Origin of the sequence: Streptomyces sporangiiformans (genome assembly GCF_005768555.2) — a bacterium.
In the GTDB taxonomy this organism is placed as follows: Bacteria; Actinomycetota; Actinomycetes; order Streptomycetales; family Streptomycetaceae; genus Streptomyces; species Streptomyces sporangiiformans.
Genome location: NZ_VCHX02000044.1, coordinates 66,183 through 88,948 on the forward strand (window position 1 = coordinate 66,183; position 22,766 = coordinate 88,948).

At 70.0% G+C, this 22,766-nt stretch carries 23 protein-coding genes and 3 pseudogenes; 13 read left to right on the forward strand and 13 right to left on the reverse strand.

What is annotated here, in order from left to right; genetic code table 11:
* Positions 1–127 precede the first annotated feature (127 nt).
* Positions 128–910 (forward strand): TIM barrel protein, encoded by a 783-nt coding sequence (locus tag FGD71_RS03350; RefSeq protein ID WP_119098857.1) that lies wholly within the window; start codon positions 128–130, stop codon positions 908–910.
* Between the two features lie 163 nt (positions 911–1,073).
* On the forward strand, positions 1,074–2,099 hold the full coding sequence (locus tag FGD71_RS03355; protein WP_119098858.1) for a Gfo/Idh/MocA family oxidoreductase: 1,026 nt from the start codon (positions 1,074–1,076) through the stop codon (positions 2,097–2,099).
* Positions 2,100–2,217: 118 nt separating this feature from the next.
* On the opposite strand, the gene FGD71_RS03360 is transcribed toward FGD71_RS03355, so the two are convergent.
* A complete protein-coding gene (locus FGD71_RS03360) occupies positions 2,218–2,778 on the reverse strand; it encodes an NADPH-dependent FMN reductase (protein WP_119098878.1) in 561 nt (186 codons plus the stop codon).
* A 115-nt stretch (positions 2,779–2,893) separates the two neighbouring features.
* Here FGD71_RS03360 and FGD71_RS03365 point away from each other — a divergent pair, with 115 nt between their 5' ends.
* Entirely contained in the window at positions 2,894–3,544 is a 651-nt protein-coding gene (locus FGD71_RS03365) for a TetR/AcrR family transcriptional regulator (RefSeq protein WP_119098859.1), read from the forward strand.
* 111 nt (positions 3,545–3,655) lie between these two features.
* Here the strand turns inward: FGD71_RS03365 and FGD71_RS03370 are convergent, their stop codons facing one another.
* From FGD71_RS03370 to FGD71_RS03395, 5 genes and pseudogenes are all read right to left on the reverse strand, one after another.
* Positions 3,656–4,771, reverse strand: a complete 1,116-nt coding sequence (locus FGD71_RS03370; protein WP_119098860.1) for a beta propeller repeat protein — start codon at positions 4,769–4,771, stop codon at positions 3,656–3,658.
* 276 nt (positions 4,772–5,047) lie between these two features.
* Complete coding sequence (locus FGD71_RS03375) at positions 5,048–5,389, reverse strand: MazG nucleotide pyrophosphohydrolase domain-containing protein (protein WP_119098861.1); 342 nt, start codon at positions 5,387–5,389, stop codon at positions 5,048–5,050.
* Positions 5,390–5,558: 169 nt separating this feature from the next.
* Complete coding sequence (locus FGD71_RS03380; RefSeq protein WP_119098879.1) at positions 5,559–5,990, reverse strand: DUF4240 domain-containing protein; 432 nt, start codon at positions 5,988–5,990, stop codon at positions 5,559–5,561.
* 74 nt (positions 5,991–6,064) lie between these two features.
* A pseudogene (locus FGD71_RS03385) lies at positions 6,065–6,331 on the reverse strand (IS5/IS1182 family transposase); the annotation flags it as partial.
* A 457-nt stretch (positions 6,332–6,788) separates the two neighbouring features.
* Complete coding sequence (locus FGD71_RS03395) at positions 6,789–7,532, reverse strand: TetR/AcrR family transcriptional regulator (RefSeq protein ID WP_119098862.1); 744 nt, start codon at positions 7,530–7,532, stop codon at positions 6,789–6,791.
* Positions 7,533–7,688: 156 nt separating this feature from the next.
* Here FGD71_RS03395 and FGD71_RS47225 point away from each other — a divergent pair, with 156 nt between their 5' ends.
* A complete protein-coding gene (locus tag FGD71_RS47225; RefSeq protein ID WP_162931005.1) occupies positions 7,689–8,924 on the forward strand; it encodes a hypothetical protein in 1,236 nt (411 codons plus the stop codon).
* 116 nt (positions 8,925–9,040) lie between these two features.
* Here the strand turns inward: FGD71_RS47225 and FGD71_RS03405 are convergent, their stop codons facing one another.
* Both FGD71_RS03405 and FGD71_RS03410 read right to left on the reverse strand, forming a co-directional pair.
* On the reverse strand, positions 9,041–9,766 hold the full coding sequence (locus FGD71_RS03405; RefSeq protein WP_119098863.1) for a nucleotidyltransferase domain-containing protein: 726 nt from the start codon (positions 9,764–9,766) through the stop codon (positions 9,041–9,043).
* A 117-nt stretch (positions 9,767–9,883) separates the two neighbouring features.
* A pseudogene (locus FGD71_RS03410) lies at positions 9,884–9,996 on the reverse strand (IS5-like element IS4811 family transposase); the annotation flags it as partial.
* A 285-nt stretch (positions 9,997–10,281) separates the two neighbouring features.
* Here FGD71_RS03410 and FGD71_RS48390 point away from each other — a divergent pair.
* Positions 10,282–10,647 (forward strand): annotated as a pseudogene (locus FGD71_RS48390) (RICIN domain-containing protein); the annotation flags it as partial.
* A gap of 42 nt (positions 10,648–10,689) precedes the next feature.
* Positions 10,690–11,556, forward strand: coding sequence for a pectate lyase (locus FGD71_RS48395; protein WP_420878229.1), 867 nt, complete (start codon positions 10,690–10,692; stop codon positions 11,554–11,556).
* Between the two features lie 202 nt (positions 11,557–11,758).
* Here FGD71_RS48395 and FGD71_RS03420 read toward each other — a convergent pair whose 3' ends face one another.
* The 3 genes from FGD71_RS03420 to FGD71_RS03430 are packed head-to-tail and all read right to left on the reverse strand — an operon-like array spanning position 11,759 to position 14,274.
* Positions 11,759–12,484 (reverse strand): FAD:protein FMN transferase, encoded by a 726-nt coding sequence (locus FGD71_RS03420; protein WP_119098865.1) that lies wholly within the window; start codon positions 12,482–12,484, stop codon positions 11,759–11,761.
* A 1-nt stretch (position 12,485) separates the two neighbouring features.
* Positions 12,486–12,920: an FMN-binding protein gene (locus tag FGD71_RS03425; protein ID WP_119098866.1), complete on the reverse strand. Its 435-nt coding sequence runs from the start codon at positions 12,918–12,920 to the stop codon at positions 12,486–12,488.
* 10 nt (positions 12,921–12,930) lie between these two features.
* On the reverse strand, positions 12,931–14,274 hold the full coding sequence (locus FGD71_RS03430; RefSeq protein ID WP_240436372.1) for a ferredoxin reductase family protein: 1,344 nt from the start codon (positions 14,272–14,274) through the stop codon (positions 12,931–12,933).
* A gap of 151 nt (positions 14,275–14,425) precedes the next feature.
* Between FGD71_RS03430 and FGD71_RS03435 the strand changes: the two genes are divergently transcribed.
* On the forward strand, positions 14,426–15,115 hold the full coding sequence (locus FGD71_RS03435) for a response regulator transcription factor (RefSeq protein WP_119098881.1): 690 nt from the start codon (positions 14,426–14,428) through the stop codon (positions 15,113–15,115).
* Positions 15,112–16,557, forward strand: a complete 1,446-nt coding sequence (locus FGD71_RS03440) for a sensor histidine kinase (RefSeq protein ID WP_119098867.1) — start codon at positions 15,112–15,114, stop codon at positions 16,555–16,557. Before FGD71_RS03435 ends, FGD71_RS03440 begins: the two co-directional genes overlap by 4 nt.
* 75 nt (positions 16,558–16,632) lie before the next feature.
* Here FGD71_RS03440 and FGD71_RS03445 read toward each other — a convergent pair whose 3' ends face one another.
* Entirely contained in the window at positions 16,633–17,523 is an 891-nt protein-coding gene (locus FGD71_RS03445) for an ornithine cyclodeaminase family protein (RefSeq protein WP_240436373.1), read from the reverse strand.
* Positions 17,524–17,668: 145 nt separating this feature from the next.
* Between FGD71_RS03445 and FGD71_RS03450 the strand changes: the two genes are divergently transcribed.
* From FGD71_RS03450 to FGD71_RS03470, 5 genes are all read left to right on the forward strand, one after another.
* Positions 17,669–18,319 carry a GntR family transcriptional regulator gene (locus tag FGD71_RS03450; RefSeq protein ID WP_119098869.1) on the forward strand — a complete coding sequence of 217 codons (651 nt, stop codon included), beginning with the start codon at positions 17,669–17,671 and terminating at the stop codon, positions 18,317–18,319.
* A gap of 125 nt (positions 18,320–18,444) precedes the next feature.
* Entirely contained in the window at positions 18,445–19,194 is a 750-nt protein-coding gene (locus FGD71_RS03455; protein WP_119098870.1) for a PIG-L deacetylase family protein, read from the forward strand.
* Positions 19,191–19,901 carry a 4-carboxy-4-hydroxy-2-oxoadipate aldolase/oxaloacetate decarboxylase gene (locus tag FGD71_RS03460; protein WP_119098871.1) on the forward strand — a complete coding sequence of 237 codons (711 nt, stop codon included), beginning with the start codon at positions 19,191–19,193 and terminating at the stop codon, positions 19,899–19,901. The genes FGD71_RS03455 and FGD71_RS03460 overlap by 4 nt, the downstream gene beginning before the upstream one ends.
* Complete coding sequence (locus FGD71_RS03465; RefSeq protein ID WP_240436374.1) at positions 19,898–21,052, forward strand: 4-oxalomesaconate tautomerase; 1,155 nt, start codon at positions 19,898–19,900, stop codon at positions 21,050–21,052. Before FGD71_RS03460 ends, FGD71_RS03465 begins: the two co-directional genes overlap by 4 nt.
* Positions 21,052–22,002, forward strand: a complete 951-nt coding sequence (locus tag FGD71_RS03470; protein ID WP_119098872.1) for a catechol 2,3-dioxygenase — start codon at positions 21,052–21,054, stop codon at positions 22,000–22,002. Before FGD71_RS03465 ends, FGD71_RS03470 begins: the two co-directional genes overlap by 1 nt.
* Before the next feature lie 50 nt (positions 22,003–22,052).
* On the opposite strand, the gene FGD71_RS03475 is transcribed toward FGD71_RS03470, so the two are convergent.
* Positions 22,053–22,583, reverse strand: a complete 531-nt coding sequence (locus FGD71_RS03475; RefSeq protein ID WP_119098873.1) for a hypothetical protein — start codon at positions 22,581–22,583, stop codon at positions 22,053–22,055.
* Between the last annotated feature and the right edge of the window lie 183 nt (positions 22,584–22,766).

The window sequence follows — 22,766 nt, forward strand, 5'->3', positions numbered from 1 at the left end:
GGTCGGCCGGGGCCTTGACAGGTGCGGGTGACGGCTGGCGTACTGCTGCTCCGCAGATGATGCTAGAACGTTCTAGTCCATCCCTAGAACGTTCTAGCTCGAGATTACGGAGAAAGGGTGCGTGGCCATGTACGCACTGGCGGTCTGCGCCGAGATGGTGTTCCTGGACCTGCCGATCGACGAGCGAGCACGGCGTATTCACGACGCCGGCTTCCAGGTCGAGATCTGGGACTGGACCCGGCACGACCTCGACGCTCTGGCCCGGACCCCGGCCGATTTCTCCTCCATGACCGGTTACATCCGCGGCAGTCTGACCGACGAGGAGGGGGCGGCCGAACTCCTGCGCACCGCCGAGCAGTCGCTCCAGGCGGCCGAGCAACTGGGCTGCCCCCGGCTGAACCTGCACGGCACCGGACTGGACGGCGAGGGCCTGCCGGTGGTGCCGGTGACCGGTGAGGCCACCGGAGAGATGTGGATCGCCGCCCACCGCACGCTCACCCGCCTCGCCGACCTGGGGGAGAGCGCCGGGGTGGTCTTCACGCTGGAGAACCTCAACACGGCCGTCGACCACCCCGGTGTGCCGTTCGCGACGGCCGCCGACACCCTGGCCCTGGTCGCGGCCGTGAACCGGCCCGGGCTGCGGATGAATCTGGATCTGTACCACGCCCAGATCGGCGAGGGGAATCTGATCGAGCTGCTCCGCAGGGCCCATGCCCTGGGTCTGATCGGCGAGATCCAGGTGGCCGACGTACCCGGCCGCCGGGAACCCGGAACCGGGGAGATCAACTACCCCGCCGTCGCCCGCGCCCTGGCGGACCTGGGATACGAGGGCACGGTCGCGATGGAGGCGTGGGCCTCCGGCGACAGCGAGCTCGCCCTGGAGCGCTTCCGCTCCGCCTTCACCCTCTGAGGGCCCCTGCTTTCACCCGCCGGCGACTCCTGCTTCACCCGCCGGCGGACTCCTGCTTCACCCTCGGGCGACGCCTGCTTTCGCCCTCTGGGGACCCCTGAGCATGACCGACTGCATCTGACGATCCTGACGACCTCTGACGACGACGTACGGAGAACCCGGTATGACCACCCAGCAGCCTCTTGCCGTCGGCCTCATCGGCGTCGGACGGATGGGTTCGTTCCACGCCGAGACCCTCGCCCACCGGCTTCCGGGCGTCCGGCTCGCCGCGCTCGCCGACCCTGCCCCCGGCGCCGCGCGGAGCCTGGGCGACCGGCTCGGCTGCGCCACCGCCTGCACGGACATCGGTGAACTGCTCGCCGACCCGCGGATCGACGCGGTGGTGATCGCCACCCCGGCCCGTACCCACGCGGGCCTCGTCGAGGCGGCGGCCGGGGCGGGCAAGGCGGTCTACTGCGAGAAACCCATGGCCGTCACCCTCGCCGAGGCCGACCGCGCCATCGCCTCCGCCGCCGAGGCGGGCGTGCCGCTCCAAGTGGGCTTCAACCGCCGCTACGACGCGGGTTTCCGGGCCGCCCACGCGAAGGTCGCCGCCGGCGGCATCGGCACACCGCAGCTGCTGCGTTCGCTCACTCGCGATCCCCAACTGGCTGATCCGGCCCGCATAGCGCCGTGGACGATCTTCCTGGAGACCCTCATCCACGACTTCGACGTCCTGCGCCACCTCAACCCCGGTGCCGAGCCCGTCGAGGTCTTCGCGACGGCGGACGCCCTGGTCCGCCCCGACTTCAAGGACCGCGGCCTGCTTGACACCGCCGTCGTCACCGTCCGCTTCGACAACGGCGCCCTCGCCACCGCCGAGGCCAGCTTCCAGGCCGTCTATGGCTACGACGTTCGCGCCGAGGTCTTCGGCTCTGCCGGGATGCTCACCATGGGTGACGTCCGCCGCACCCACCTGACCGCATACGGCCCGGACGGTGTCGCCGCCGAGTCCGTCACCTACGACCAGCACCTCTTTCACGACGCCTACGTGGCCGAACTCGCCGACTTCGCCGACAGTGTCCGCACCGGGCGCACCCCCTCCGTCACCGGCGAGGACGCACGCGCCGCCCTGTCCATCGCCCTCGCCGCCATCCGGTCCGTCACCACGGGCGGCACCGTCCGAGTCGACGAACTCCAGGACCGGTGACGCGACTCGTGTCGGTCGGCGCATGGCCTCCCCGGACCGCGTCGTACCCGTCGGTGGCGTGAAGCTTCCTTGTCACGCCACCGACAGGTGACGCCGTCAGGCCGCGGCGGTGCGCTCGTCAGGCCGCGGCGGTCGCGGTCTGGGAGGTGAGCTGCTTGATGACCTCGGTCAGACCGGCGACCACCTCGTGGTCGTCGCCGGGGTGGGTCTCGGCGAAGCGGGTGACCGAGCCGGGGATGGACAGCTTGACGTCCTCCAGCACGGTGGCGCCGGCGATGCCGATGGACTTGCGGGCGTCGTCCTGCGCCCAGACGCCGCCGTACTGACCGAACGCGGTGCCGACCACGGCCACCGGCTTGCCGGATACGGCGCCGGCGCCGAACGGGCGGGACAGCCAGTCGATCGCGTTCTTCAGCACGGCCGGCATGGTGCCGTTGTACTCCGGCGAGAACAGCAGGAACGCGTCGACCTGTCCGGCCACCGCGCGCAGCCGGACGGCGGCCTCGGGCACGCTGCCCTCGACGTCGACGTCCTCGTTGTAGAACGGCACATCGGCCAGTCCTTCGAAGAGCTCGACCTCTACGTCGGCGGGGGCGTGCTTGACGGCCGCCTCGGCGAGCTGACGGTTGTGGGAACCGGCGCGAAGGCTGCCGACGAGCGCGAGGATACGTACAGACATGAGCGGTACTCCCAGGTGGAACGTGCGATGAGGAACCGGACCGTGGTCCGGTTTCATTTGTACCAGCTAAGCGGACCGCGGTCCATATCTATTCCCGGGAGGCTACGCTGAAGGCATGACCGAGCCGTTCCCGCCTTCTGCCGCCGTGCACGACGTCTCCCGTCGAGTGGATCTCACACTCTGCGCACCGGAGGAGCAGCCCCGGCTGCGAGCCGACGCCGCGCGCAACCGTACGCGCCTGCTGGAGGTGGCCGCCAAGCTCGCCACCGAGCGCGGTGCCGCGAACGTGACCATGGAGGCCGTGGCCTGCGCCGCCCAGGTCGGCAAGGGCACCGTCTTCCGGCGGTTCGGCGACCGCGCCGGACTCATGCTGGCGCTCCTGGACCACCATGAGCAGCAGCTCCAGGCCGCCTTCCTGACCGGTCCGCCGCCGCTGGGGCCGGACGCCCCCGCCGCCGAGCGGCTGCGCGCCTTCGGCCCGGCCGTCATGCGTCACGAACAGGCCAACCGCGACCTCTATTTGGCCGCCAACGCGGATCTGCGCCGTCATTTCGGCTCCCCGGCCTATCACCTCAGGGTCGGTCATGTCGCGCTGCTGCTACGGCAGTTGAGAGCCGACGTCGACACGGCGCTCGTGGCGCACACCCTGCTCGGGAGTCTTGAGATCACCCTCGTCGAACACCTGCTGGCGCAGCGGGAGATGACCATGGAACGCCTGGAGGCCGGCTGGTACGAACTCGTCGCGCGCCTGTGCGTGGAGGCGTAGGGCTGCCCCTGCTTGTTCGCCGAGCCAGGCGAGTGCGCTGCCCGCCCCCGCGCCCGGGTGGATGCGGTCCCAGGCCATCGTCCGCGCGGTGCCATAGCGGCGGGGCGGCGTTCAGCGCTTCAGGCTGACGATGACCAAGGAGTCTCCGACGGTGCCGACGCCGATTATCTTGTCGGTGCCCGGGACCGCCGTGATGGCGTTCAGCCGGAGCGACTGCTGTGAGTCGGAATCGATCCCGTCGATGCTCGGCGGCTTTGACTGCGCGATTTCTTCGCACAGCCCGTCCGCGGTGAGGTATCGGCTGGCACTGAGGACCGCCCCACGCTTACCGTCGTCGACCCAGGCGCCGCGGTCGCCGCATGCTCCCTCGGAGTTCGGCAGCGTGATCCATCGGGTGCCGTTCCGGCGCCGCCGGATGTCCTCCGGAGGGGGGTCGGGTTCGTCGTCCTCGCTGATGGAGGTGTGGTCGCCGTAGACGCGGACGTCGTCCTTCGCCAGCGCGACGACCTCGGTGAAGTAGGCGAGCTCCTCGGGTGCCGGGACGGTGTAGTGGTACTCCGGCGTCCGTACGGTCTTCCAGGCGCGGCCGTCCCAGTGCATGGTGGCGGGCTGGGCACCCTTCTGACCCAGGTCCTCGTCGAAACCATCGGGGTGGTGGTAGCCCACCGCCCACAGGTCGTCGGACGCGACGCCGTCGAGTGCGGTGACGGTGACGGGCAGGTCCATGGCCCTCCAGCCGGTGCCGTCCCAGTGGTACGCCCCGGTCTCGCCGTCGAGGACCCAGATGTCGTCCGCGGCGAATGCCCGCACATCACTGGCCCGGTGGCCGGCGGGGAGCTCGGGCAGTGCCGTCCAGCGCGTGCCGTCCCAGCGGGCCATCCGTGACACGTTCCCCTCGTCCAGGCTTGCCGTGAACAGGAAGCCGCCGGAGTCCACGGCGTCGAAGCGCACATGGTCGAAGACTCTGGCGCCGAGCGAAGCCGGCATGGGGCGGTGCTGCCACCCAGTGCCGTCGTCGTGCAGGAGGAGGCCGTCGCCCGCCGCCCATGTGTCGTCGTCGGCGGTCGCGATCACGGCGGACAGCGTGCCCGTGTCGGTGAAGACCTTGTCGTAGGTCCAGGTCTTACCGGAGTCGATCACGGCGCGTAGGGCCACCACCGAGACGAACCAGAGCAGGAGCACGGCGAGCACCGCGTTGACCTTGAGCATGCGCATGTTCACGTACATGTTCCCCGCCTCGTGCTGAGCCCGAGCCCCCGGCCCGGGGCCGCAGAGCATACGCTCCGACCCCTCGCCCGGAACCACGCCAACCGCGCCGCCGGCCGGCTGGGCACCCCGGTGCGGGACATGATCTTGTTCATGTGTGTCTGGAGCGGTCGGGCAGCGGCAAGGGTTGCTGCCTTTACGTTTTCTGCACCGTTGGCTCTGCGTATCTGCCCTGTTCGCGGTGCTGCCGCCGGTGATCGCCTCGCGGGGTGGCACTGGCCGCGGTTGGACCTGTTGTCACAACGGCTTGCCGTCCCGCGGGAGCCTGGTGCTGATCGTCCTGTCAAGTTCCGCCATGGTGCGGCGGAACGCCGCTTCCAGATCGACGTCGTAGCGGTGGGCCAGGATGAGCACCGACCACAGGCAGTCCGCGAGCTCGTGCTCCAGCGCCGCCCGCCCGCCCGGCATCTCCCGGGCGCCCTCCTCGGCCATCACCAGCTTGGCCAGATCTCCGACATCGCCTACGAAGCCGAGCATGAACTCCTCCCGCGTCCACACCCGGCCCCGCTCCTGCACATTCAGCTCGTCGTACAGATCATGTATATGCATCGCCTGCTGCAGCAGGTCTTCGAGGCTCACCGCATGCCCCTCCTGATCCGGGTCGAGACGAACATGATCCCCAGGCAGGCACCGACAGGCTGAGCGCCGAATCGGCCAAATGAAGCACTCACTGGCCAACTGTCAGGTTCTGCCCGCTCTTCCGTGACGACCAAGACCTCGTTCTTTGGTGTGCTTGAGGCTGTAGGGGCTATGCGTCGGCCCATCCGGCGGTGTTCGAGTAGGACTCGTAGGAGTAGCGGGTACTGCGGTCCCACGCCTCGCCGGTGATGCGCCGGTATGCCTCGTCTGGGACGTAGAGCAGCCCCTCCGCCCAGATCAGATCTGCGGCGTAGGGGGTGAAGAGCTGCGGATCGCGGAGTACTGATTCGTATACTTCACGGCCGGCGGCCACGACGGCTGCGCGGGTGTAGAGGAAGCTGTCGCTCGACAGGTCGTGCCCGTACTCCTTGCGATCCAGCCGGTAGAGCGCCCATGACAGTTGTTCGGCAAACCCGATGACCACCGCTGGCCGTCCGGCGGCCAGACGGTCCGTCAGTGCTGCGGCCAGTTGCTCGGCGTAGGGGTCGGGCGTGGACGGTGTGCAGTCGTCGATGAGCTGCCAAAAGGCGTTCTCGTTCATGCCGCAGAGCATGACGGACGGTTGTGACAATCGGCGGGAGGGCAGCTGACCATGGCTCTCCCGTCGGCCCGCAGCTACCCGACCAGGCGACGGTGGCAGACGAAGGTCGCCGCGATGGCGGCGAAGGCGAGGAAGTGCTCGGACTTGCGTTCGTAGCGGCGATGCGGGCGACGGCATCCGGTAGACGACACTGTGCGTTCGACCACCCAGCGATGTCGGCCAAGGCGTTGTGACGACTCGATGCCCTTGCGGGCGATCCGATGACGGATGCCTCGTTCGCGAAGCCATTTCCGCAGGTGATCGTAGTCGAACCCCGTGTCAGCAGGCAGCTTGGCCGCCCTCAGGAATATGCGCCCCAGGTGCGCCGGTATGCGGCCCCTTGAAGGTGCTGGTCCACCCGAGAACTGTCAGTTCGCTGGTTCCGGCGGTTCTCTGTGCTTTGGCAGGCAAGCGGTCCGCTGATGCCGCACGCCGACAGGACCCGCTACCAGCTCGCCGTCGACCCGAGTGAGGAAGCCGCGCTCTCCGAGGCGCTCAGCCGTTGCCCCAACGAGTCCATCACGGTCACGCTCCCCCGTCAGCCACGGCCGCCCGGAGGCGGGGACGGGCCGGTCGGAACGGTGCAGACAGTTCAAAGCCCCGGCTGGACGGGGGAGACCAGCCGGGGCTTTGAGGTTTCCAGGTGGTGACGTGCGGAGGGCGGTCGCCTCTCGGCGGGAGGCTCCATGGGGCTTCAGCCGGACGATCGTCCCCATGGTTAGCGCCGGCCTTGTGGCAATGGCCTCGACGCCGGACGGTTCACGTCTGCGGGACGAGGTGGTCGAGGAGGGCGTCTATGCCCGCGGTGAGTTGTTGTTCGCCCGCGGGCGTTGCCAGGGCAGGGCCGAGGGCGCGCAGGCGGGGAAAGTCGCTGGCGGGCAGGCGGTGGAGGCCGAGGCGGATGGCGGGTTCGGGCTCGTCCGGGTCGTCCACGATCTGCCGCAGTTCGATCACGATGTAGCCCAGCACCCAGGACAGGAACGTCCGGTACACGGTGAGGGCGGTCCGGTCCTCCAGGCCGGCGGAGTGCAGGAGGGCCAGCAGGCGTTCGTGGCTGCGGAGCACGCCTTGGGGCCGGCGGGTCAGGGGAACGGTCAGGGGGCGGGTGGCCACCAGGGGGACGACGTGGGGGTGGGCGAGGGCGACCCGGTACATCGCGGTCGCAGTCTTGTGCAGGTCCGCCCGCCATTCCGGAGTGCCGGGGCGGCTCGGCGGTATGGCGTAGTCGCCGTCGGCGAGGGCTTGGTCGAGCGCGAGGAAGAGCGTTTCGACCAGGCCGTCGAGGAGGTCGTCCTTGCTGGGGGTGTACCGATAGAGCGCCATGGGTTCGACCCCGAGCTCGTCGGCCACTCTCCGCATGCTCAGGCTCGCCAGCCCCACCTCGTCCACCACGGCGAGCGCCGTGTTCAGCACGCGTTCCCGGGTCAGTCGACTTCGGCCGGCGCGGTCGGGTCGATCAGGGCTCCCGCCGCCCGGGATGCCGGACTGCATGCGATCCGACATTGCGCACCTCCCAAGCTCTCCGTGGCCCATCAGGTCACGGATCTGCCCCCTCTTGACTCTGATATGGGCCAGGTGAACAGTGGAAATATACCGCATAAATGGACAAAAGAAACGGTTGTATCGGGGAGGGGCCCGGAGCTGAGCGAGGGAGTCGTCATGACCCCGGAGGAAATACTGAGCCTGAATATTGGGCAACTGCAAAAGGTGTCTCTGAGCCAGGAGGAACTGCGGCAGCTGAGCCCAGATCAAATGCGGCAACTGGGCAAGAACCTTGATTACGCTGCCCGGCACGCCGGCGGCTGGTCCGCCCACGTCGAACGAGAGATGCACCGAGCCCAGCAACTCGCCGATTGGGCCGGGAAGCAGGTCAGATTTTTCGAGCAGCTGGCCGACACTGACCCGGCGAAGCGGCAGGGCCTGCAGGATGCCGTGAGGCTATGGAGCAAAAACGGGGCGGAGGCAGGGGATGCGCTGCTGCGGCTCGAAGGCACGCCGGGAAGGATCGGCTGGCAGGGAAGGCACGAGAATGCGCTGAACAACCGGCAGCTCCTGCAGACGGTGCGCCAAGCCGCCGGCCAGGGTGCTGAGGCTTTCGGCACGGCCGGGCGGAAGGTGAGCGAGGGTGGCGGCCAGAGCCGTCTGGCGTCGCTCTGGCAGAGCGTCGCGAACAGCCCTCTCGGCCGGTTCCTCACGAGGGCCGCAGACAAGACGGCCAGCACAGGGGCCCAGATGGCGAGCGCCGTGGGCAGGGGGATCAGCAGCGGCTGGCACCTGCTCAGGAACCCGGCGCAGTGGGGGCCCACGCTCAGGAACGCCTTGGCCGGGATCGGCACCGCCGCGGGGGCTCTCTGGAACCTCGGGAGAGCCGGCGTAGCTGCCATTTTGCGAGGCATCCCCGGCGGTCCGAAGGGGATTCTCATTTCCCTCGGGGTGGCTGCGGCGGCGGGCGTCGGCGTGGCGTTGGCCAACACCGGGGGCAGCGACGCCCCAGACAGACCGCCGAGCGTGCCGGGCGAGAAGCAGCCGGATGAGCAGCCGCCTCCGCCTGGCGACCAGCCGGGCGACCAGCCGCCCCCGCCTGCGGACGAGCAGCCGCCTCCGCCTGGCGACCAGCCCGGCGAACAACCCGGCGACCAGCCCGGCGACCAGCCCGGCGACCAGCCCGGCGACCAGCCCGGCGAGCAGCCGGGCGACCAGCCGCCCCCGCCTGCGGACGAGCAGCCGCCTCCGCCTGCCGACCAGCCCGGCGAGCAGCCGCCTGGCGACCAGCCCAGTGAACAGCCCGCTGAGCCGCCGCCACCCCATGAGGAGCCTGCCCCGCCACCGGCTGAGCCCCAGCCCCACCAGCCGCAGCCACCGGCACCGCCGCCTGCCCCGGCACCGGTCCCGTAAAGAAACCCTGCCGGCGCAGGCCTCTCACGGGGCGCGCCGGAGGCCGGCCGCACGTCGTGGTGCCGGCTGCTGGGCAAGGCAAGCTTGGAAGCAGGGCCGTTGACTCGTCAGGCGACTCAGGTGTGCCAGCGGTGCGAGTACCCCTCCCTCAGCGGTCCGCCGAGCAGGTCGAGCACCTGCTTCACCGCAGTCGCCAACGGCACGGGGCCGGCGTGTTCGGCGACCGCCTGATGACCGTCCAACAGAGACTTGCCCCGTTCCGGGTCCGCACTCAGCAGTCTGCGTGGAAGCCATTTGCCGATACCCGTCCAGGCACTGTGGTGGGCAGTGAGCAGGTGTGACGCCTCGCGGAGGGTGTGGTCGGCGATGGACAGCTGCTCGTACCGATCAGCGGGCGAGGTATCGATCAGGTCGTCCAGGTAGCAGGTGAGCACGTAACGGCCGTGCTCCCATTCCGCCGGCGTCAGCGCGGGTGGGCCGGCCGCGAGGATCGCTCGCGCCTGCTCGCGGGCACGGGCCAGATGCCCGTGTGGGTCGGTCAGGGGCAGGCCCTCGGCATAGATGAACAGGACGGTCCCGCGGCGACGGGCCCGGTCCCACTCGAAGAAATTGGGCAGATCTCCGACGGTGTTCAAGAACAACTCGACCGGGCGGCCGTCATGGCGGACGATCTCGCGGCGGCTGCTGTCCGAATCCGGTACGAGGATGGCCACGTCCAGATCACTGGTCGAGGTGGCGCGGCCCTGGGCGGCCGAGCCACCGAGGATGGCGCCCAGAGCGTGCGGGAAGCGGGTCGTCACCAAGCGCAGAGCTTGAGCCTCCGCAGTTTCCTGATCATTCATGGAGGTTCATCGTGCCAGCCCCCAGTGCGTCCGGGCGGTGCCGTACAGCCTTACTTGTTCTTGGACGGAGGCGCGAAAAGCGTTACGGGTACTTCGTCGCCCAGTCGCCCAGTCGCCCAGTCGCCCAGTCGCCCAGTCGCCCAGCGGGCCGGAGTAGGCGGAGTCAGCCCAGACGACGGTGATCTCGGGGTGCTCAGCCTCAGCCGGAACAACACCTCCGGAGAATGGGCCCTGAGAAAAGTGTTATCGGCGGTGTCACTGCCCGTCCCCTGTGCGAGAACCCTTCAGCCCTGTGCGGGCTCAGCTCCGTGCGGGCGCTGACGGCAACCTTTCGTGCGATCAAGGGCGACAGACGGGGCAAGGGGTAACCCGATCCTCTGAACGAGAGCGACGACGTGGGTAAGAGAGCAGCTCGGCGCGGGGCGCGGCGCGGCGGCGGGAAGCGCCGAAGAAGCGTGCTGATCGGCGTGGTGGCCGTGGCCCTGGCCGGGGGTGCCGTCACCGGCTGGGCACTCGTGTCGTCCTCCGCGTCCGAACCCGAGCCCGAGGCCGGAACCTACCGGCTGGTGAACGCCTCCGACGGTATGTGCCTGACCGCGTCGTCGAGCGATACGCAGCCGGCCGCGGCGGCTTGCGACGGTGCCGCCGCGCAGCAGTGGCAACTGGCGGAATCCGGCGGCGGCTTCACGGTGAAGGCCGTGGCCGGCGGCCGGTGTGCCGGAGTGGAGAGTACGTCGACGTCGGCCGGCAAGGCCGTGCGGCAGCAGACCTGCGGCAAAGGCCCCTCGCAGGTATGGAAGCCGCGCCCCGCGGGCAAGGCGTACGACCTGGTCAACGCCGCCAGCGGACAGTGCCTGAACGTCAGGGGCGGGCTTGCCCAGCAGAACCCCTGTGATCAGGCGAGCAGAAAAAGCTGGAAGCTGATGGCGGTGACCGGTTCGTCCCCGTCGTCCACGAAGGCCCCGTCCTCCCCGTCCCCGGCGACGCGGTCCGCCACATCCTCGTCCGCCTCGCCCTCGAAGTCGAAGGCCGCGAGCAAGAGCAAGAACCCGAAGGCCTCGGACCCTTCGTCGCGCACCCCTTCCACCAGCACCGCTCTCGGCGCATGGCCCACGGCCACCGCCGGCAGAACGGTGTCGGCGACCATCGAGGTGTCCGGCAGTTACGACGGCGGCCTGCGGCGCTACTCCGGCTCCGGCGCGCTGGGCAGTGATGGTCAGGACGAGGACCAGGGACCGCTGTTCGAGCTGGCCGACGGCGCTGTGCTGCAGAACGTCATCCTGGGCTCCCCGGCCGCCGACGGTGTGCACTGCTTGGGCAGCTGCACGTTGCGGAACGTGTGGTGGGAGGACGTCGGCGAGGACGCGGCGACCTTCAAGGGAACCTCGGCCTCGGCCAGGTACCTCGTCGTGGGCGGCGGTGCGCGGAACGCGGACGACAAGGTCCTGCAGCACAACGGCGCGGGCACGCTGACGATCAAGAACTTCCAGGTCGAGAACTTCGGCAAGCTCTACCGCTCGTGCGGCAACTGCGAGACCCAGTACGAGCGCCACGTCGTGGTCAGCAACGTACGGGTGACCGGCCCCGGCAAGGCGTTGGTCGGCGTCAACGTCAACTACGGGGACACCGCCACGCTGTCCGGCATCACCTTCGTCGGCGGCAGCGCCAAGGAGATCTCGGTGTGCCGGCGCTTCCAGGGCAACGACACCGGCGACGAACCGACCACGGTGGGCAGCGGACCGGACGGCACCCACTGCCGCTACACCCCCTCGGACATCACCTACGGGTGATCCGCCACGGTCGGCGTGCCTCACCGGGGAGGGCACGCCGACCGGGAAGCGGTGGATGCGGGCTGCGCCATGGCTGGGGCGCGCTGGAGTGGGCCGCGCCATGGCCGCGGCGCCGCCCGGAACCGGGGGCCCTACCTGAAGCAAGCCGTAGGGCCGAACCCGTCTCCCAGCCGACAAGATCCCCGTCCCCTTCCGGCAGGGCTCACGCGGCGACGGGAAGCCCCGGGGTGCGCAGGACCCGGCGTTCGGCGTCCACGGCGAACACTTCGCAGCCGTCCTGGGAGGCGGCCCATTCGATGCCCTCCGCGCCCATCGCGAACGCCGCTGTCGCCGTAGCGTCCGCCTCGGTCAGCGACCGTGCCACGACGGTCATGCTGAGCAGACCGGTGGCGGGACGGCCGGTGCGCCCGTCCACGATGTGGTCGCCCCGTTCGTACCGCGCGGAGGTCGCCACGGCGCCGTCGGTGACCTCCAGAACCGTGCACAGCCGATCGGACTGCTCCGGGTGCCGTACGCCCACCCGCCACGGGCCGCCGGCGGTGACCACGTCGCCGCCGGCGTTCACACAGAACCTCGTGGCGCCGGCCCTCGCGAGCAGCTCCGCCGCCCGCTGCACCGACCAGCCCTTCACCACCGCGCAGGGGTCGAGGGCGCGGCCGGGCAGCCGTACGTCGAACGCGCCGCGGGTCGCGACGCGGTAGTGCTCGCACAGTTCGAGGACCTCGGACAGGTCCGCGCTGACGTCCTCGGCGAGCACCTCGCCCCGGTCCAGCCGGCAGACCTCGCTGTCGGGTTTGAAGGGGCTGAACCGCGCGTCGACCTCACGCAGCCAGGCGAACACCTCCTCCGCCGCGGCCGCCGGGTCGGCCGCCCCGTCGTCGATGCGCACCGAGACGGGGAAGCCCATGACATGTTCGACGCGCAGCACGTCAGGCGCCCTTCGCGTCGATCGCGGCCTGGAGCGACTCCTTGTACCCGTCGCTGGTGATCGTGGCGCCGGACACCGTGTCGACGTCGGCGCTCTGCGCCTCCAGCGTCGCCGATATCAGCTTCGGCACGGCGGCCGTGGTCTGCGGGTGGTTCGGCTGCCGCAGCATCCGTACGGCGCTGATCTTGTCCCCTTCGAAGGTCACCTCCACCTGCACGGCGCCCTTCGAGGTGTTGACGGTGGAGCCCTTGACGGTCTTCGTGGTGGTGGAGCCTGACGAAGAGGACGAGGAAGAAGAGGAAGAAGAGGAAGCCGACGGGGTCGGCGTCGACGGGGCCGCCTCGGCGGTCTCCGTCGTACCGCTGGACGGCGCGTAGCGCCACAGCGGGATCAGGGCCGCGACGGTCAGGGCCAGGACAGGCAGTGCTCGCTTCATGGTGTCCCCCTTATCCGGCCAGGCTGAAGCGCTCGGCGTGAATCTGCGGCTTGGGCACGCCGAGCTCGCGCAGGGTGCGCAGCACGGCGGTCGTCATGCCGGGCGGTCCGCAGACGTAGACGTCCCGGTCGGCGACGTCCGGCACAAGCCGCGCGAGCTCGTGCGGGGCCAGCTTGTCCGGGGCGGCCGGTCCGGTGACCAGATGCAGCTGGGCGCCCTTGGCGTGGGCCAGCTGTGCCAGCTCGTCGTAGAGCACCGCGTCCCGGTCCGTGGCGACCCGGTAGATGAGCACGACGTGGCCGTGGAGTTCCTCCAGCAGGGCCCGGACGGGGGTGATGCCGACGCCGCCCGCGATGAGGAGGGTGTCCGGCTGGGTGCGGTGCAGCGTCGTGAAGGCGCCGTAGGGGCCCTCGGCGAACACCCGCGTGCCCACCTTGAGGTGTCGCAGGGCCGCGGTACCGTCGCCGGCGATCTTCGCGGTGAGCCGGAGCTGTGTCCCGTCGGGGGCGGCCGACAGCGAGAACGGGTTCGCCTGCCACCAGCGGCCCTTGGTCAGGAACCGCCAGAGGAAGAACTGACCGGCGCGGGCGGGCAGCCGGTCCAGGTCGCGGCCGCTGATGTAGATCGAGACGACGTGGTCGGACTCGGGGACCACTGCCGTCACCCGCAGCCGGTGCCGCAGGTTCCGCCACAGCGGCAGCGCGAGACGGCCCACGAACACCGAGGTGAGCGCCACGCCCCAGAGGATGTACCAGTACGTCTTGGCGGTGGACGAGGCGGTGAAGGTCGTACCCACCGCGACCTGGTGGGTGAACGCCAGCACCACCGCGAGGTAGGTGTAGAGGTGGATGAAGTGCCACGTCTCATACGCCAGCCGACGCCGGGCGTACCGTGCCGAGACGACGCCGACCACGATGATCAGCGCCAGTGCGACGACGGCACGCAGCACGCCCTCGATGGTCTCGGCGAGATCCACCAGCTGGTCCACCGGGCCCATCGACGACGCCTGTGCGTAGCCGAAGACGATGAAGACGGCGTGGGCGAGCAGCATCCACAGCAGGCTGAAGCCGACCCAGCGGTGCCAGGACGTCAGGCGGTCCATGCCGATGCGCCGGTCGAACCACGGCAGCCGGGCGACGAGCAGCAGCTGGAAGGCCATCAGCAGCGCGCCGTACAGCCCGGCGAGCCGCCCCAGCACGATGAGGGCGTTCGACGCGCCGAACCCGGCCTGGACGAAGAAGAAGGTCACCACGCCCACGTTCGCGGCCAGCAGGGTGTACAGACCGGTGCGGGCCACCACTTTGGGGCGGACCGCCGTGGGGGGTGGCGGCTGGACACGTTGGACAGTCGTCACGGACGGCAACTCCTTGATCGGATCCTGGGGACTCGAGCTTCTCCGGTGGGAGCTGTCGTTTTCCTGTCGCACAACTTTCAAGTTTTTATCGATCCGGCCCCGGCGGGCAGGCGGGTGTGGCTCCGGCAACCACGTGAAGCAGTATGAGGACGTGGAAAAAGTACGAGTCCTCGTCGTGGACGACGATCCGCCCATCGCCGACCTCGTCGCGACGGTCGCCCGCTACGAGGGCTGGGAGGCGGTCACCGCGTACACCGGCGAGGAGGCGCTGCGGCAGGCCGCCGAGTTCCAGCCGGACATCGTGGTGCTCGATCTGATGCTCCCCGACCTGGACGGGTTCGGCGTGCTCGACCGGCTGCGGCTGTCCGGGACGATGGTGCCCGTCGTGTTCCTCACCGCACGCGACGGCGTCGCCGACCGGGTCGCGGGCCTCACCCGGGGCGGCGACGACTATCTGGTCAAGCCGTTCGCGGTGGAGGAACTCATGGCCAGGCTGCGGACCGTGTTGCGGCGCAGCGTCGGCCCCGGGTTCCAGCGGTCCGTGCTCAAGGTGGCGGACCTGACGATGGATGAGGACACCCGCGAGGTGCGCCGCGGCGAGAAGTTGCTGACGCTCACGCCGACCGAGTATGAGGTGCTGCGCTATCTGATGCGCAAGTCGCCGACCGTACTGACCAAGGCACAGATCCTCGATCATGTCTGGGAGTACGGCTTCGGAGGCCGCTCCAACGTGGTGGAACTCGTCATCAGCCGGCTGCGCCGCAAGCTCGACGACACGGGCGAGCCGCTGATCCACACCGTGCGGGGATTCGGGTATGTGATCCGGCAGGCCGCCGAGTGATCGGCAGGCTGAGGCGGACCTATCGCAGGATGCGGCTGGGCACACGGATGGCACTTGGTCTGGGCGCCCTGGCGCTGGTCGTGTTCGCCGTCGTCGGCACGGCCTTGACGACGTACATGCGGGACTATCTGTCGGCCCAGCTCAACGAGCAGCTGATGCTCGCCCAGATCGCCCAGTCAAAGAGCATCGCGGATCACGGCACGCTCGAGGGAAAGAAGTACTACCGCTGGTACTACGCCGTGTACGACGTGTCGGGCGGCACACCTGAGCTCCGCACGCCCGAGGACCCCGCCGACTTGCCGAAGGATGTCCACACGTTCACCGCACTGGCCCGTGCCCAGGCCGATTCGGACTCGGAGCTCCTCCGCACCGAGCACCTCAAGGGCGCGGGCATCTACCGGCTGCGCGCCTGCGAGGTCGAACCCGGGGTGATCCTGGTGAGCGCCGCGCCCATGGACGACATCGAGGACACCGTCAGCCAGCTGATCACGATCCAGGTCGTCACGTTCGTACTCGCGCTGCTCGCACTGGTGATCTTCGGCCGCAGGATGCTGCGGCGCGGTCTGAAGCCGCTGAGCGACATGGCGCACACCGCGCAAGGCATCAGCTCGCACGACCTGACCGAATCGGCGGCGCGGCTGCCGCTGCGTGCCGACGGCAGGGACGGCGGCCAGGAGGTCGAGGAACTCCGTACGGCGTTCAATACGATGCTGGAGCACATTGACGACTCCCTCGCCGTGCGCACGGAGGCCGAGCAGCGGCTGCGCCGGTTCGTCGCGGACGCCTCGCACGAACTGCGCACACCGCTGATGTCCGTGCGCGGCTACGCGGACCTGTTCCAGTACGCGGCGGCCCACTCGCCCGAGGAACGGGACAAACATCTGGCACGGCTGCGCGCCGAGGCCGCCAGGATGAGCGTGCTGCTGGACGACCTGCTGCTGCTCGCCCGCCTGGACGCCGCAGAGGTGGAGGCGCCGCTGCGACTGGAGGACGCGGACCTCGTGGAACTGGTGCGCCAGGCGGCGGACGCATTCCGCGCGAGCCGGCCGGACCACCCGCTGACCGTGACGGCAGGCCCCGATCCGGTACGGCTGCGGCTGGACCCCCTGCGCATCCGGCAGGTGCTGGACAACCTGCTCACCAACGCCGGAGTGCACACCCCGGCCGGCACGAAGGTGTCGCTGGACGTGTCCGTCTCGTCCGGTACGGCGACGGTGCGGGTCGGCGACAGCGGGCCGGGTATTCCGGCGACCGACCAGGCCCGGGTCTTCGACCGCTTCTACCGGATCGACAAGGCCCGCAGCCGCGACCGCGGCGGCAGCGGACTCGGCCTCGCGGTCGCACGGTCCCTGCTGCGGGCGCACGGAGGCACCGTCGAACTGACCAGCCGACCGGGCGCGACGGCCTTCACCCTCAAGATCCCCCTGAGCCGGACGGCCTGAGCCCCGGCCGGTCCGGGAACATGCTTCCGGCTCTCTCGGCCGCGTACCACGCCACCCGAGAACGAGGGGCGGGCTTCACTCCCGTGTCGCCTCGAAGTGAGCCGCGGCGACCACCAGGTCCTGCCAGGCCATCCCGACTCCCTTGAAGAAGCGCGGTCGGCCCGGAGGGACTTCGCGCCCGCCCCGTACCAAGTCGGCGAGGCCCACCAGCGCACCGGGATCCAGGGCCCCCGCCTCCACGGCCTGGATCACGTCGCCGGCCTCGCGCAGCGCGGCCGAGACGGCCTCGACCACCACCGTGGAACGGGCGACGGCCGTCTCGTCGACCTCCCGGGCCTCCGGCTCATGTGATCCCACAGCCAGCACGGTCGCGGACTCGGGCACCAGGGAACCGTCGAACAGCGGGGTGCGCGCCGTGGTGCAGCACGCGACGAGATCCGCGTGCGCGACGTCGCCCGGGCCGCCCACCCGCGCGCCGGATTCCTCGGCGAACGCACGGGTGCGTTCGGCGTCCCGGCCGACGACCACGACCTCCTGGATCGGCCGGACGCACCGCAGGGCCTCGAGATGGGAGCGTGCCTGCGGCCCCGTACCGAACACTACGAGCCTGCTCGCATCCGGCTCCGCCAGTGCGTCGGCCGCCACCGCCGATACCGCGGCGGTGCGTACGGACGTGAGCGCGATCCCGTCCAGCAACGCCAGCGGGGTGAGCGTCTCGTCGTCCAACAGCAGGTAGTTGCCCTGGATTCGGGGCAGCCCCCGTGCCGCGTTGTCCGGCGCCGCGGTCGCCACCTTGACGCCGGCGTAGGAGCCCCAACTGGCCGGCATGAGCAACAACTGGCCGTGGGGCACCGGGATGATCGTGCGGGGCGGGCCCGCCTCCGGGTCGAGGCCGTCGAGCAGGCTCGTACGGAGAGCGTCGATGGCCGCCGCCATGGGCGGCGCGCCCTCCAGAAAAGTGATCACGGCTGACAGCCCTCCGGGAACGGATCGCGGGTTCGAGAAGGAATCGTGCCATCCCTTCATCTGTCGGCAATATGTGAAACGAAATTGTTGACAATATTGTTGGACTGGATTTACGTTCGACAGGCACTCACGCAGGGAGGGCACGATGGCGGAGGAAGCCCGGCCGGGCACCGGGGAGCAGGCCAAGCAGCACGCGCTGGTGCAGCTGCGGCAAGCGATCATGCGTGGGGAGATGGCGCCCGCCCAGCGGCTCGTGGAGAACGAACTCGCCGAGCAGTTCGGTGTGACCCGTGCCAGCATCCGGGCCGCGCTGATCGATCTGGCCTCCGAGGGACTGGTCGAGCGGATCCGCAACCGCGGATCACGGGTGCGGGTGGTGACGGTCGAGGAAGCGGTGGCCATCACCGAGTGCCGCATGGTCCTCGAAGGGCTGTGCGCGGCCAAGGCGGCGGTCGAGGCCAGTGACGAGCAGCTGGCCGGGCTGGCCGATGTGGGTACGGCGATGACGAAAGCGGTCGCCGACGGTGAGCCGGTGACCTACTCCGAGCTCAACCAGGAACTGCACGCCCGGATCAGGGAACTCTCCGGCCAGCAGGTGGCCGTGGAGCTGCTGGAGCGGCTCAACGCACAGCTGGTGCGCCACCGTTTTCAGCTCGCGCTGAGGCCTGGGCGTCCGCAGCGGTCCCTGGGTGAACACCTGGCCATGATCGAAGCGATCAGGGCCCGGGATCCGCAGGCGGCCGAAGTGGCCGCCCGCGCCCACCTCACGAGCGTGATCGACGCATTGCGCGCATGACGACGCATGGGCGAGTGGTGACGCATCGGCGAGTGGTGACGCATGGGCCGAGTGACGACGCCTTGCGCGCATGACGCCGACCGGGGGCTGGGCCAAACGATCTGTCCAGTAAGGAGATTTCAGCCATGACACACGATCAGGCGCCCGCACCCCCACGGTCGACGCTCGTCATCACCGCGCATGCCGGGGACTTCGTATGGCGGGCGGGCGGAGCCATCGCCCTGGCCGCCTCACGGGGTGAGCGGGTGACCATCGCGTGCCTGACCTACGGGGAGCGCGGCGAGTCCGCCAAGGCCTGGCGCGAGGGCAAGTCGCTGGAGGAGATCAAAGGCATACGACGGGACGAGGCCGAGCGGGCCGCCGCGACACTCGGAGCCGAGGTGCGCTTCCTCGACGCGGGCGACTACCCCCTCCTGGCCACCCCCGAGCTGACCGACCAACTGGTGGGCATCTACCGCGAGATCCAGCCCGGCATTGTGCTCACCCACCCGCTCACCGACCCGTACAACGGCGACCACCCGGCGGCGGCCCGCATGGCGCTGGACGCGCGCGTGCTGGCCCAGGCGATCGGCTACCCCGCTCCCGGAGACGTGCTGGGGGCCCCGCCGGTGTTCTTCTTCGAACCCCACCAGCCCGAGATGTGCGACTTCACCCCCGAGGTGCTGCTGGACATCACCGAGGTGTTCGAGACCAAGCGCAAGGCCATGGAGTGCCTGTCGGCGCAGCAGCACCTGTGGGACTACTACACCGACCTGGCCAAGCGGCGCGGGGTGCAGCTCAAGCGCAACGCCGGCCCCAACCTCGGTCTGCCGCACACCACTTACGGCGAGGCATACATGCGCCCCTACCCACAGGTCACGGAGGAACTGGCATGAACGGTGTGATCGTCACCAACCCGCCCAAGGCCGCCGAGAAGGACGTGGCCGCCCTGTCCGGATACGGCGTCGCCACCGTGCACGAGGCGATGGGCCGCACCGGCTGCCTCGGCCCCGGCCTGCGGCCCATCCAACAGGGCGCGCGGATCGCCGGCACCGCCGTCACGGTGCTGAGCTGGCCCGGCGACAACCTCATGATCCATGCGGCGGTGGAACAGTGCGGCGAGGGCGACGTGCTCGTCGTCACCACCACCTCGCCCTCCACGGACGGCATGTTCGGCGAACTGTTCGCCACCGCACTGCAAAGGCGGGGCGTGCGCGGTCTGGTCATCGACGCCGGGGTGCGCGACACCGCCGAGCTGCGCGCCATGGGGTTCCCCGTCTGGTCGGCGGCCGTGTGCGCACAGGGCACCGTGAAGGCGACGGCCGGCTCGGTCAACGTGCCCGTCGTGATCGGCGGGCAGTGCGTCCGGCCCGGCGATGTCGTACTCGCCGACGACGACGGCGTGATGTACGTGCCCCGCGAGCGGTCCGGCGAGGCCGTGGAGGCGGCCGAGGCGCGCACCGCGAAGGAAGAGGCGTCCCGGGCCGCCTTCGCCGAGGGCCAGTTGGGCCTCGACCGCTACGGGCTGCGCGAGACGCTCGTACGTCTGGGCGTTCACTACCAGTCGCACGAGGAGTACCAGCGGAACGGACCGAGGCCGTGACCGCGCCCGAGGAGGTGCGCTGCATGCTTCTGCGCGGTGGCACCTCCAAGGGCGCCTACTTCCTGGCCGAGGACCTGCCCGCCGACCCCTCCTCGCGCGACGACCTGCTGCTACGCGTCATGGGCAGTCCAGACCCGACCCAGATAGACGGTCTGGGCGGGGCGCACCCCCTGACAAGCAAAGTGGCCGTGGTCGGCGCCTTGGCCGACCCCGAGGCGGATGTCGACTACCTGTTCCTGCAGATCGGCGTCGACGCCGCCGAGGTGTCCGACCGGCAGAACTGCGGCAACCTCCTAGCCGGGGTGGGCCCCTTCGCCGTCGAACGCGGGCTGCTCGCCGCCGGGGACGGACGGACGTCCGTGCGCATCCGCATGCTCAACACCGGGGACCACGCCATCGCGACCTTCCCCACCCCGGGCGGACGTGTCGACTACACCGGCTCCGCCGGAATATCCGGTGTGCCGGGGACCGCCGCGCCCGTGGTGATCGAGTTCCCGATGGGCCGCAGACCGCTGCTGCCCACCGGCAAGGTCCGTGACGCCCTCGCCGGGGCGCCGGTGACCTGCGTGGACAACGGCATACCGACCGTACTGATCGCCGCCTCCGCCCTGAAGGTCACCGGATACGAGGACCCCGGGGATCTGGAGGGAGATCCGGCCCTCGCCGGCCGGCTCCGCGAAATCCGGCTGGAAGCAGGCCACTTGATGGGCCTCGGCGATGTCGAAGGCAGCACCGTGCCCAAGCTCAGCCTGCTGGCGGCGCCCCTGCACGGCGGCGCGGTCATGACCCGCACCTTCATCCCGGTCCGCTGCCACACCTCCATCGGCGTCCTGGGAGCCGCGAGCGTCGCCGCCGGACTGCGTATCGAGGGCGGAGTCGGCCAGGACGTGGCCCGTCTGCCCGAGGGGCACGTAGGGCGCGGGGGAGCGGCGCGGCTGCGCATCGAACACCCCACCGGGTTCCTCGACATCGAGACCAGCATCGAGTACGGCGCCGAGGGAGCCGCCCCGGTGGTCCGGCGAACCGCGGTCGTACGCACCGCACGGAAGATCTTCGACGGCACCGTCTTCCCCCGCTCCACCGACACCGCGCCGCTCCCCGCACGCCATTCCTGGACGGATCCCCGCACGCCACCCTTGAGGAGACGATGATGGCTCCGCCACTCGGAGACATCGCCCACCTCGGGCATGTCGAACTGCTGACCCCGGACCTGGACCGCAGCGTCTGGTTCTTCACCACCCTCCTCGGCCTGACCGAGAACGGCCGCTCCGGTGACTCCGTCCACCTGCGGACCTGGGACGACTACGAGCACCACAGCCTGACCCTGACCGCCCACTCCACCTCCGGCCTACGGCGCACCGCCCTGCGCACCTCCAGCGAGGAGGCCCTCCTGCGCCGGGTCAAGGAGTTGGAGAGCGCCGGCCGGGCGGGCCGCTGGGTGGAGGACGAGCCGGGCATAGGTCCGCTGTACGTCACCAGCGACCCCGACGGCCACGAACTCGCCCTGTACTGGGAGAGCGAGTGGTACGAGGCGCCGCCCGGGCTGAGGCCGGGCCTGAAGAACCAGCCCCAGGCCAAACCCGGCCAGGGAGTGGGCGTTCGCCGCCTGGACCACGTCAACTTCCTTGCCGCCGACGTCGATTCCAACGCCACCTTCACCCGCGATCTGCTCGGCGCCCGCCCCACCGAGCAGATCGTCCTCGACAGCGGGAAGGTGGCCGCCCAGTGGCTGACCTTCACCAACAAGTCGTACGACGTCGTCTACACCGAGGACTGGACGGGCTCTAGCGGTCGTCTGCACCACATCGCGTTCGCCACCGACACCCGCGAGGACATCCTGCGCGCCGCCGATCTGTGCCTCGACAGCGACGTGTTCATCGAGACGGGCCCGCACAAGCACGCCATCCAGCAGACGTTCTTCCTCTACGTCTACGAGCCGGGCGGCAACCGCATCGAGCTGTGCAACCCGCTCACCCGTCTGGTCCTCGCGCCGGACTGGCCGCTGATCACCTGGACCCAGGCCGAACGGGCCAGGGGCCAGGCATGGGGACTGAAGACCATCGAGTCCTTCCACACCCACGGCACACCGCCGGTCGACTGACCTCGTCACATCGACTGACCTCGCCGGACCGGCGGACCAGCGGGTCGCCCTTACACAGGCGTCTCGTGGAGGGCGCTGCGAGCGGTGTCCACGAAGTGCACGACCGACTCCCAGAAGGGCCTGTAGCAGGCGTCGAACCGTTCGGCCGCGTCCGGCTCACCGGCGATCATCGCCCCGAGTGCCCGGTAGTTGTCGCTGGTCGACCGCCGGAGCTGGTCCGCGGCCGAGGCCACCTCGGGCGGGCCCTCCAGGTCCGCCACCCAGACGCGCTGACGCAGCACGGCGTATTCGCCGCGGAGCCGTAGCCGCAGATCCTTGAGGGTGAGGAGGCGGTCGTCGGCGTCGCTGATCTCGTGCGTGTCGGTCACCTTCCAGTAGAGGTCGCCCATGCGCTGGGCCTGCTCGATGACGTCGACGTACGCGGCGCGCCGGGCGGCCCGGAGCCGGTCCGTCCGTACGGTCGCGGCGGCCGCGTCCGCCTGGATGCGCGCCGCCCGGGCGGTGCCGCGGCTGGTCACCCAGCTCGCGAGTACCGCGGTCGCCGCCGTCAGCGCCGCCACCCACAGAGTGCTGTCGCCCATGATGTGTTGGTCCCCAACCGTCAGCCGAGCAGGGCGACTTCGTCGTCCGAGGGGTCACCGAGTCGCCAGGTGCCCGCGGCCGCCGCGTTGATCGTCTCCGAGGTCATCGTCGGAGTCTGACACGGGCGACGCGGACGGGGGAGGGCAGGCCGGAAAGTGCCCCGCGCCGCCCCTGCCCGGACC

Excerpts from the sequence above, each read along its gene's own strand:
- FGD71_RS03350 (WP_119098857.1), top strand. The coding sequence starts at position 128 with ATGTACGCACTGGCGGTCTGCGCCGAGATGGTGTTCCTGGACCTGCCG.
- FGD71_RS03355 (WP_119098858.1), top strand. The coding sequence starts at position 1,074 with ATGACCACCCAGCAGCCTCTTGCCGTCGGCCTCATCGGCGTCGGACGG.
- FGD71_RS03360 (WP_119098878.1), bottom strand. The coding sequence starts at position 2,778 with ATGTCTGTACGTATCCTCGCGCTCGTCGGCAGCCTTCGCGCCGGTTCC.
- FGD71_RS03365 (WP_119098859.1), top strand. The coding sequence starts at position 2,894 with ATGACCGAGCCGTTCCCGCCTTCTGCCGCCGTGCACGACGTCTCCCGT.
- FGD71_RS03370 (WP_119098860.1), bottom strand. The coding sequence starts at position 4,771 with ATGTACGTGAACATGCGCATGCTCAAGGTCAACGCGGTGCTCGCCGTG.
- FGD71_RS03380 (WP_119098879.1), bottom strand. The coding sequence starts at position 5,990 with ATGAACGAGAACGCCTTTTGGCAGCTCATCGACGACTGCACACCGTCC.
- FGD71_RS03395 (WP_119098862.1), bottom strand. The coding sequence starts at position 7,532 with ATGTCGGATCGCATGCAGTCCGGCATCCCGGGCGGCGGGAGCCCTGAT.
- FGD71_RS47225 (WP_162931005.1), top strand. The coding sequence starts at position 7,689 with ATGACCCCGGAGGAAATACTGAGCCTGAATATTGGGCAACTGCAAAAG.
- FGD71_RS03405 (WP_119098863.1), bottom strand. The coding sequence starts at position 9,766 with ATGAATGATCAGGAAACTGCGGAGGCTCAAGCTCTGCGCTTGGTGACG.
- FGD71_RS48395 (WP_420878229.1), top strand. The coding sequence starts at position 10,690 with ATGGCGGTGACCGGTTCGTCCCCGTCGTCCACGAAGGCCCCGTCCTCC.
- FGD71_RS03425 (WP_119098866.1), bottom strand. The coding sequence starts at position 12,920 with ATGAAGCGAGCACTGCCTGTCCTGGCCCTGACCGTCGCGGCCCTGATC.
- FGD71_RS03450 (WP_119098869.1), top strand. The coding sequence starts at position 17,669 with ATGGCGGAGGAAGCCCGGCCGGGCACCGGGGAGCAGGCCAAGCAGCAC.
- FGD71_RS03455 (WP_119098870.1), top strand. The coding sequence starts at position 18,445 with ATGACACACGATCAGGCGCCCGCACCCCCACGGTCGACGCTCGTCATC.
- FGD71_RS03460 (WP_119098871.1), top strand. The coding sequence starts at position 19,191 with ATGAACGGTGTGATCGTCACCAACCCGCCCAAGGCCGCCGAGAAGGAC.
- FGD71_RS03470 (WP_119098872.1), top strand. The coding sequence starts at position 21,052 with ATGGCTCCGCCACTCGGAGACATCGCCCACCTCGGGCATGTCGAACTG.
- FGD71_RS03475 (WP_119098873.1), bottom strand. The coding sequence starts at position 22,583 with ATGGGCGACAGCACTCTGTGGGTGGCGGCGCTGACGGCGGCGACCGCG.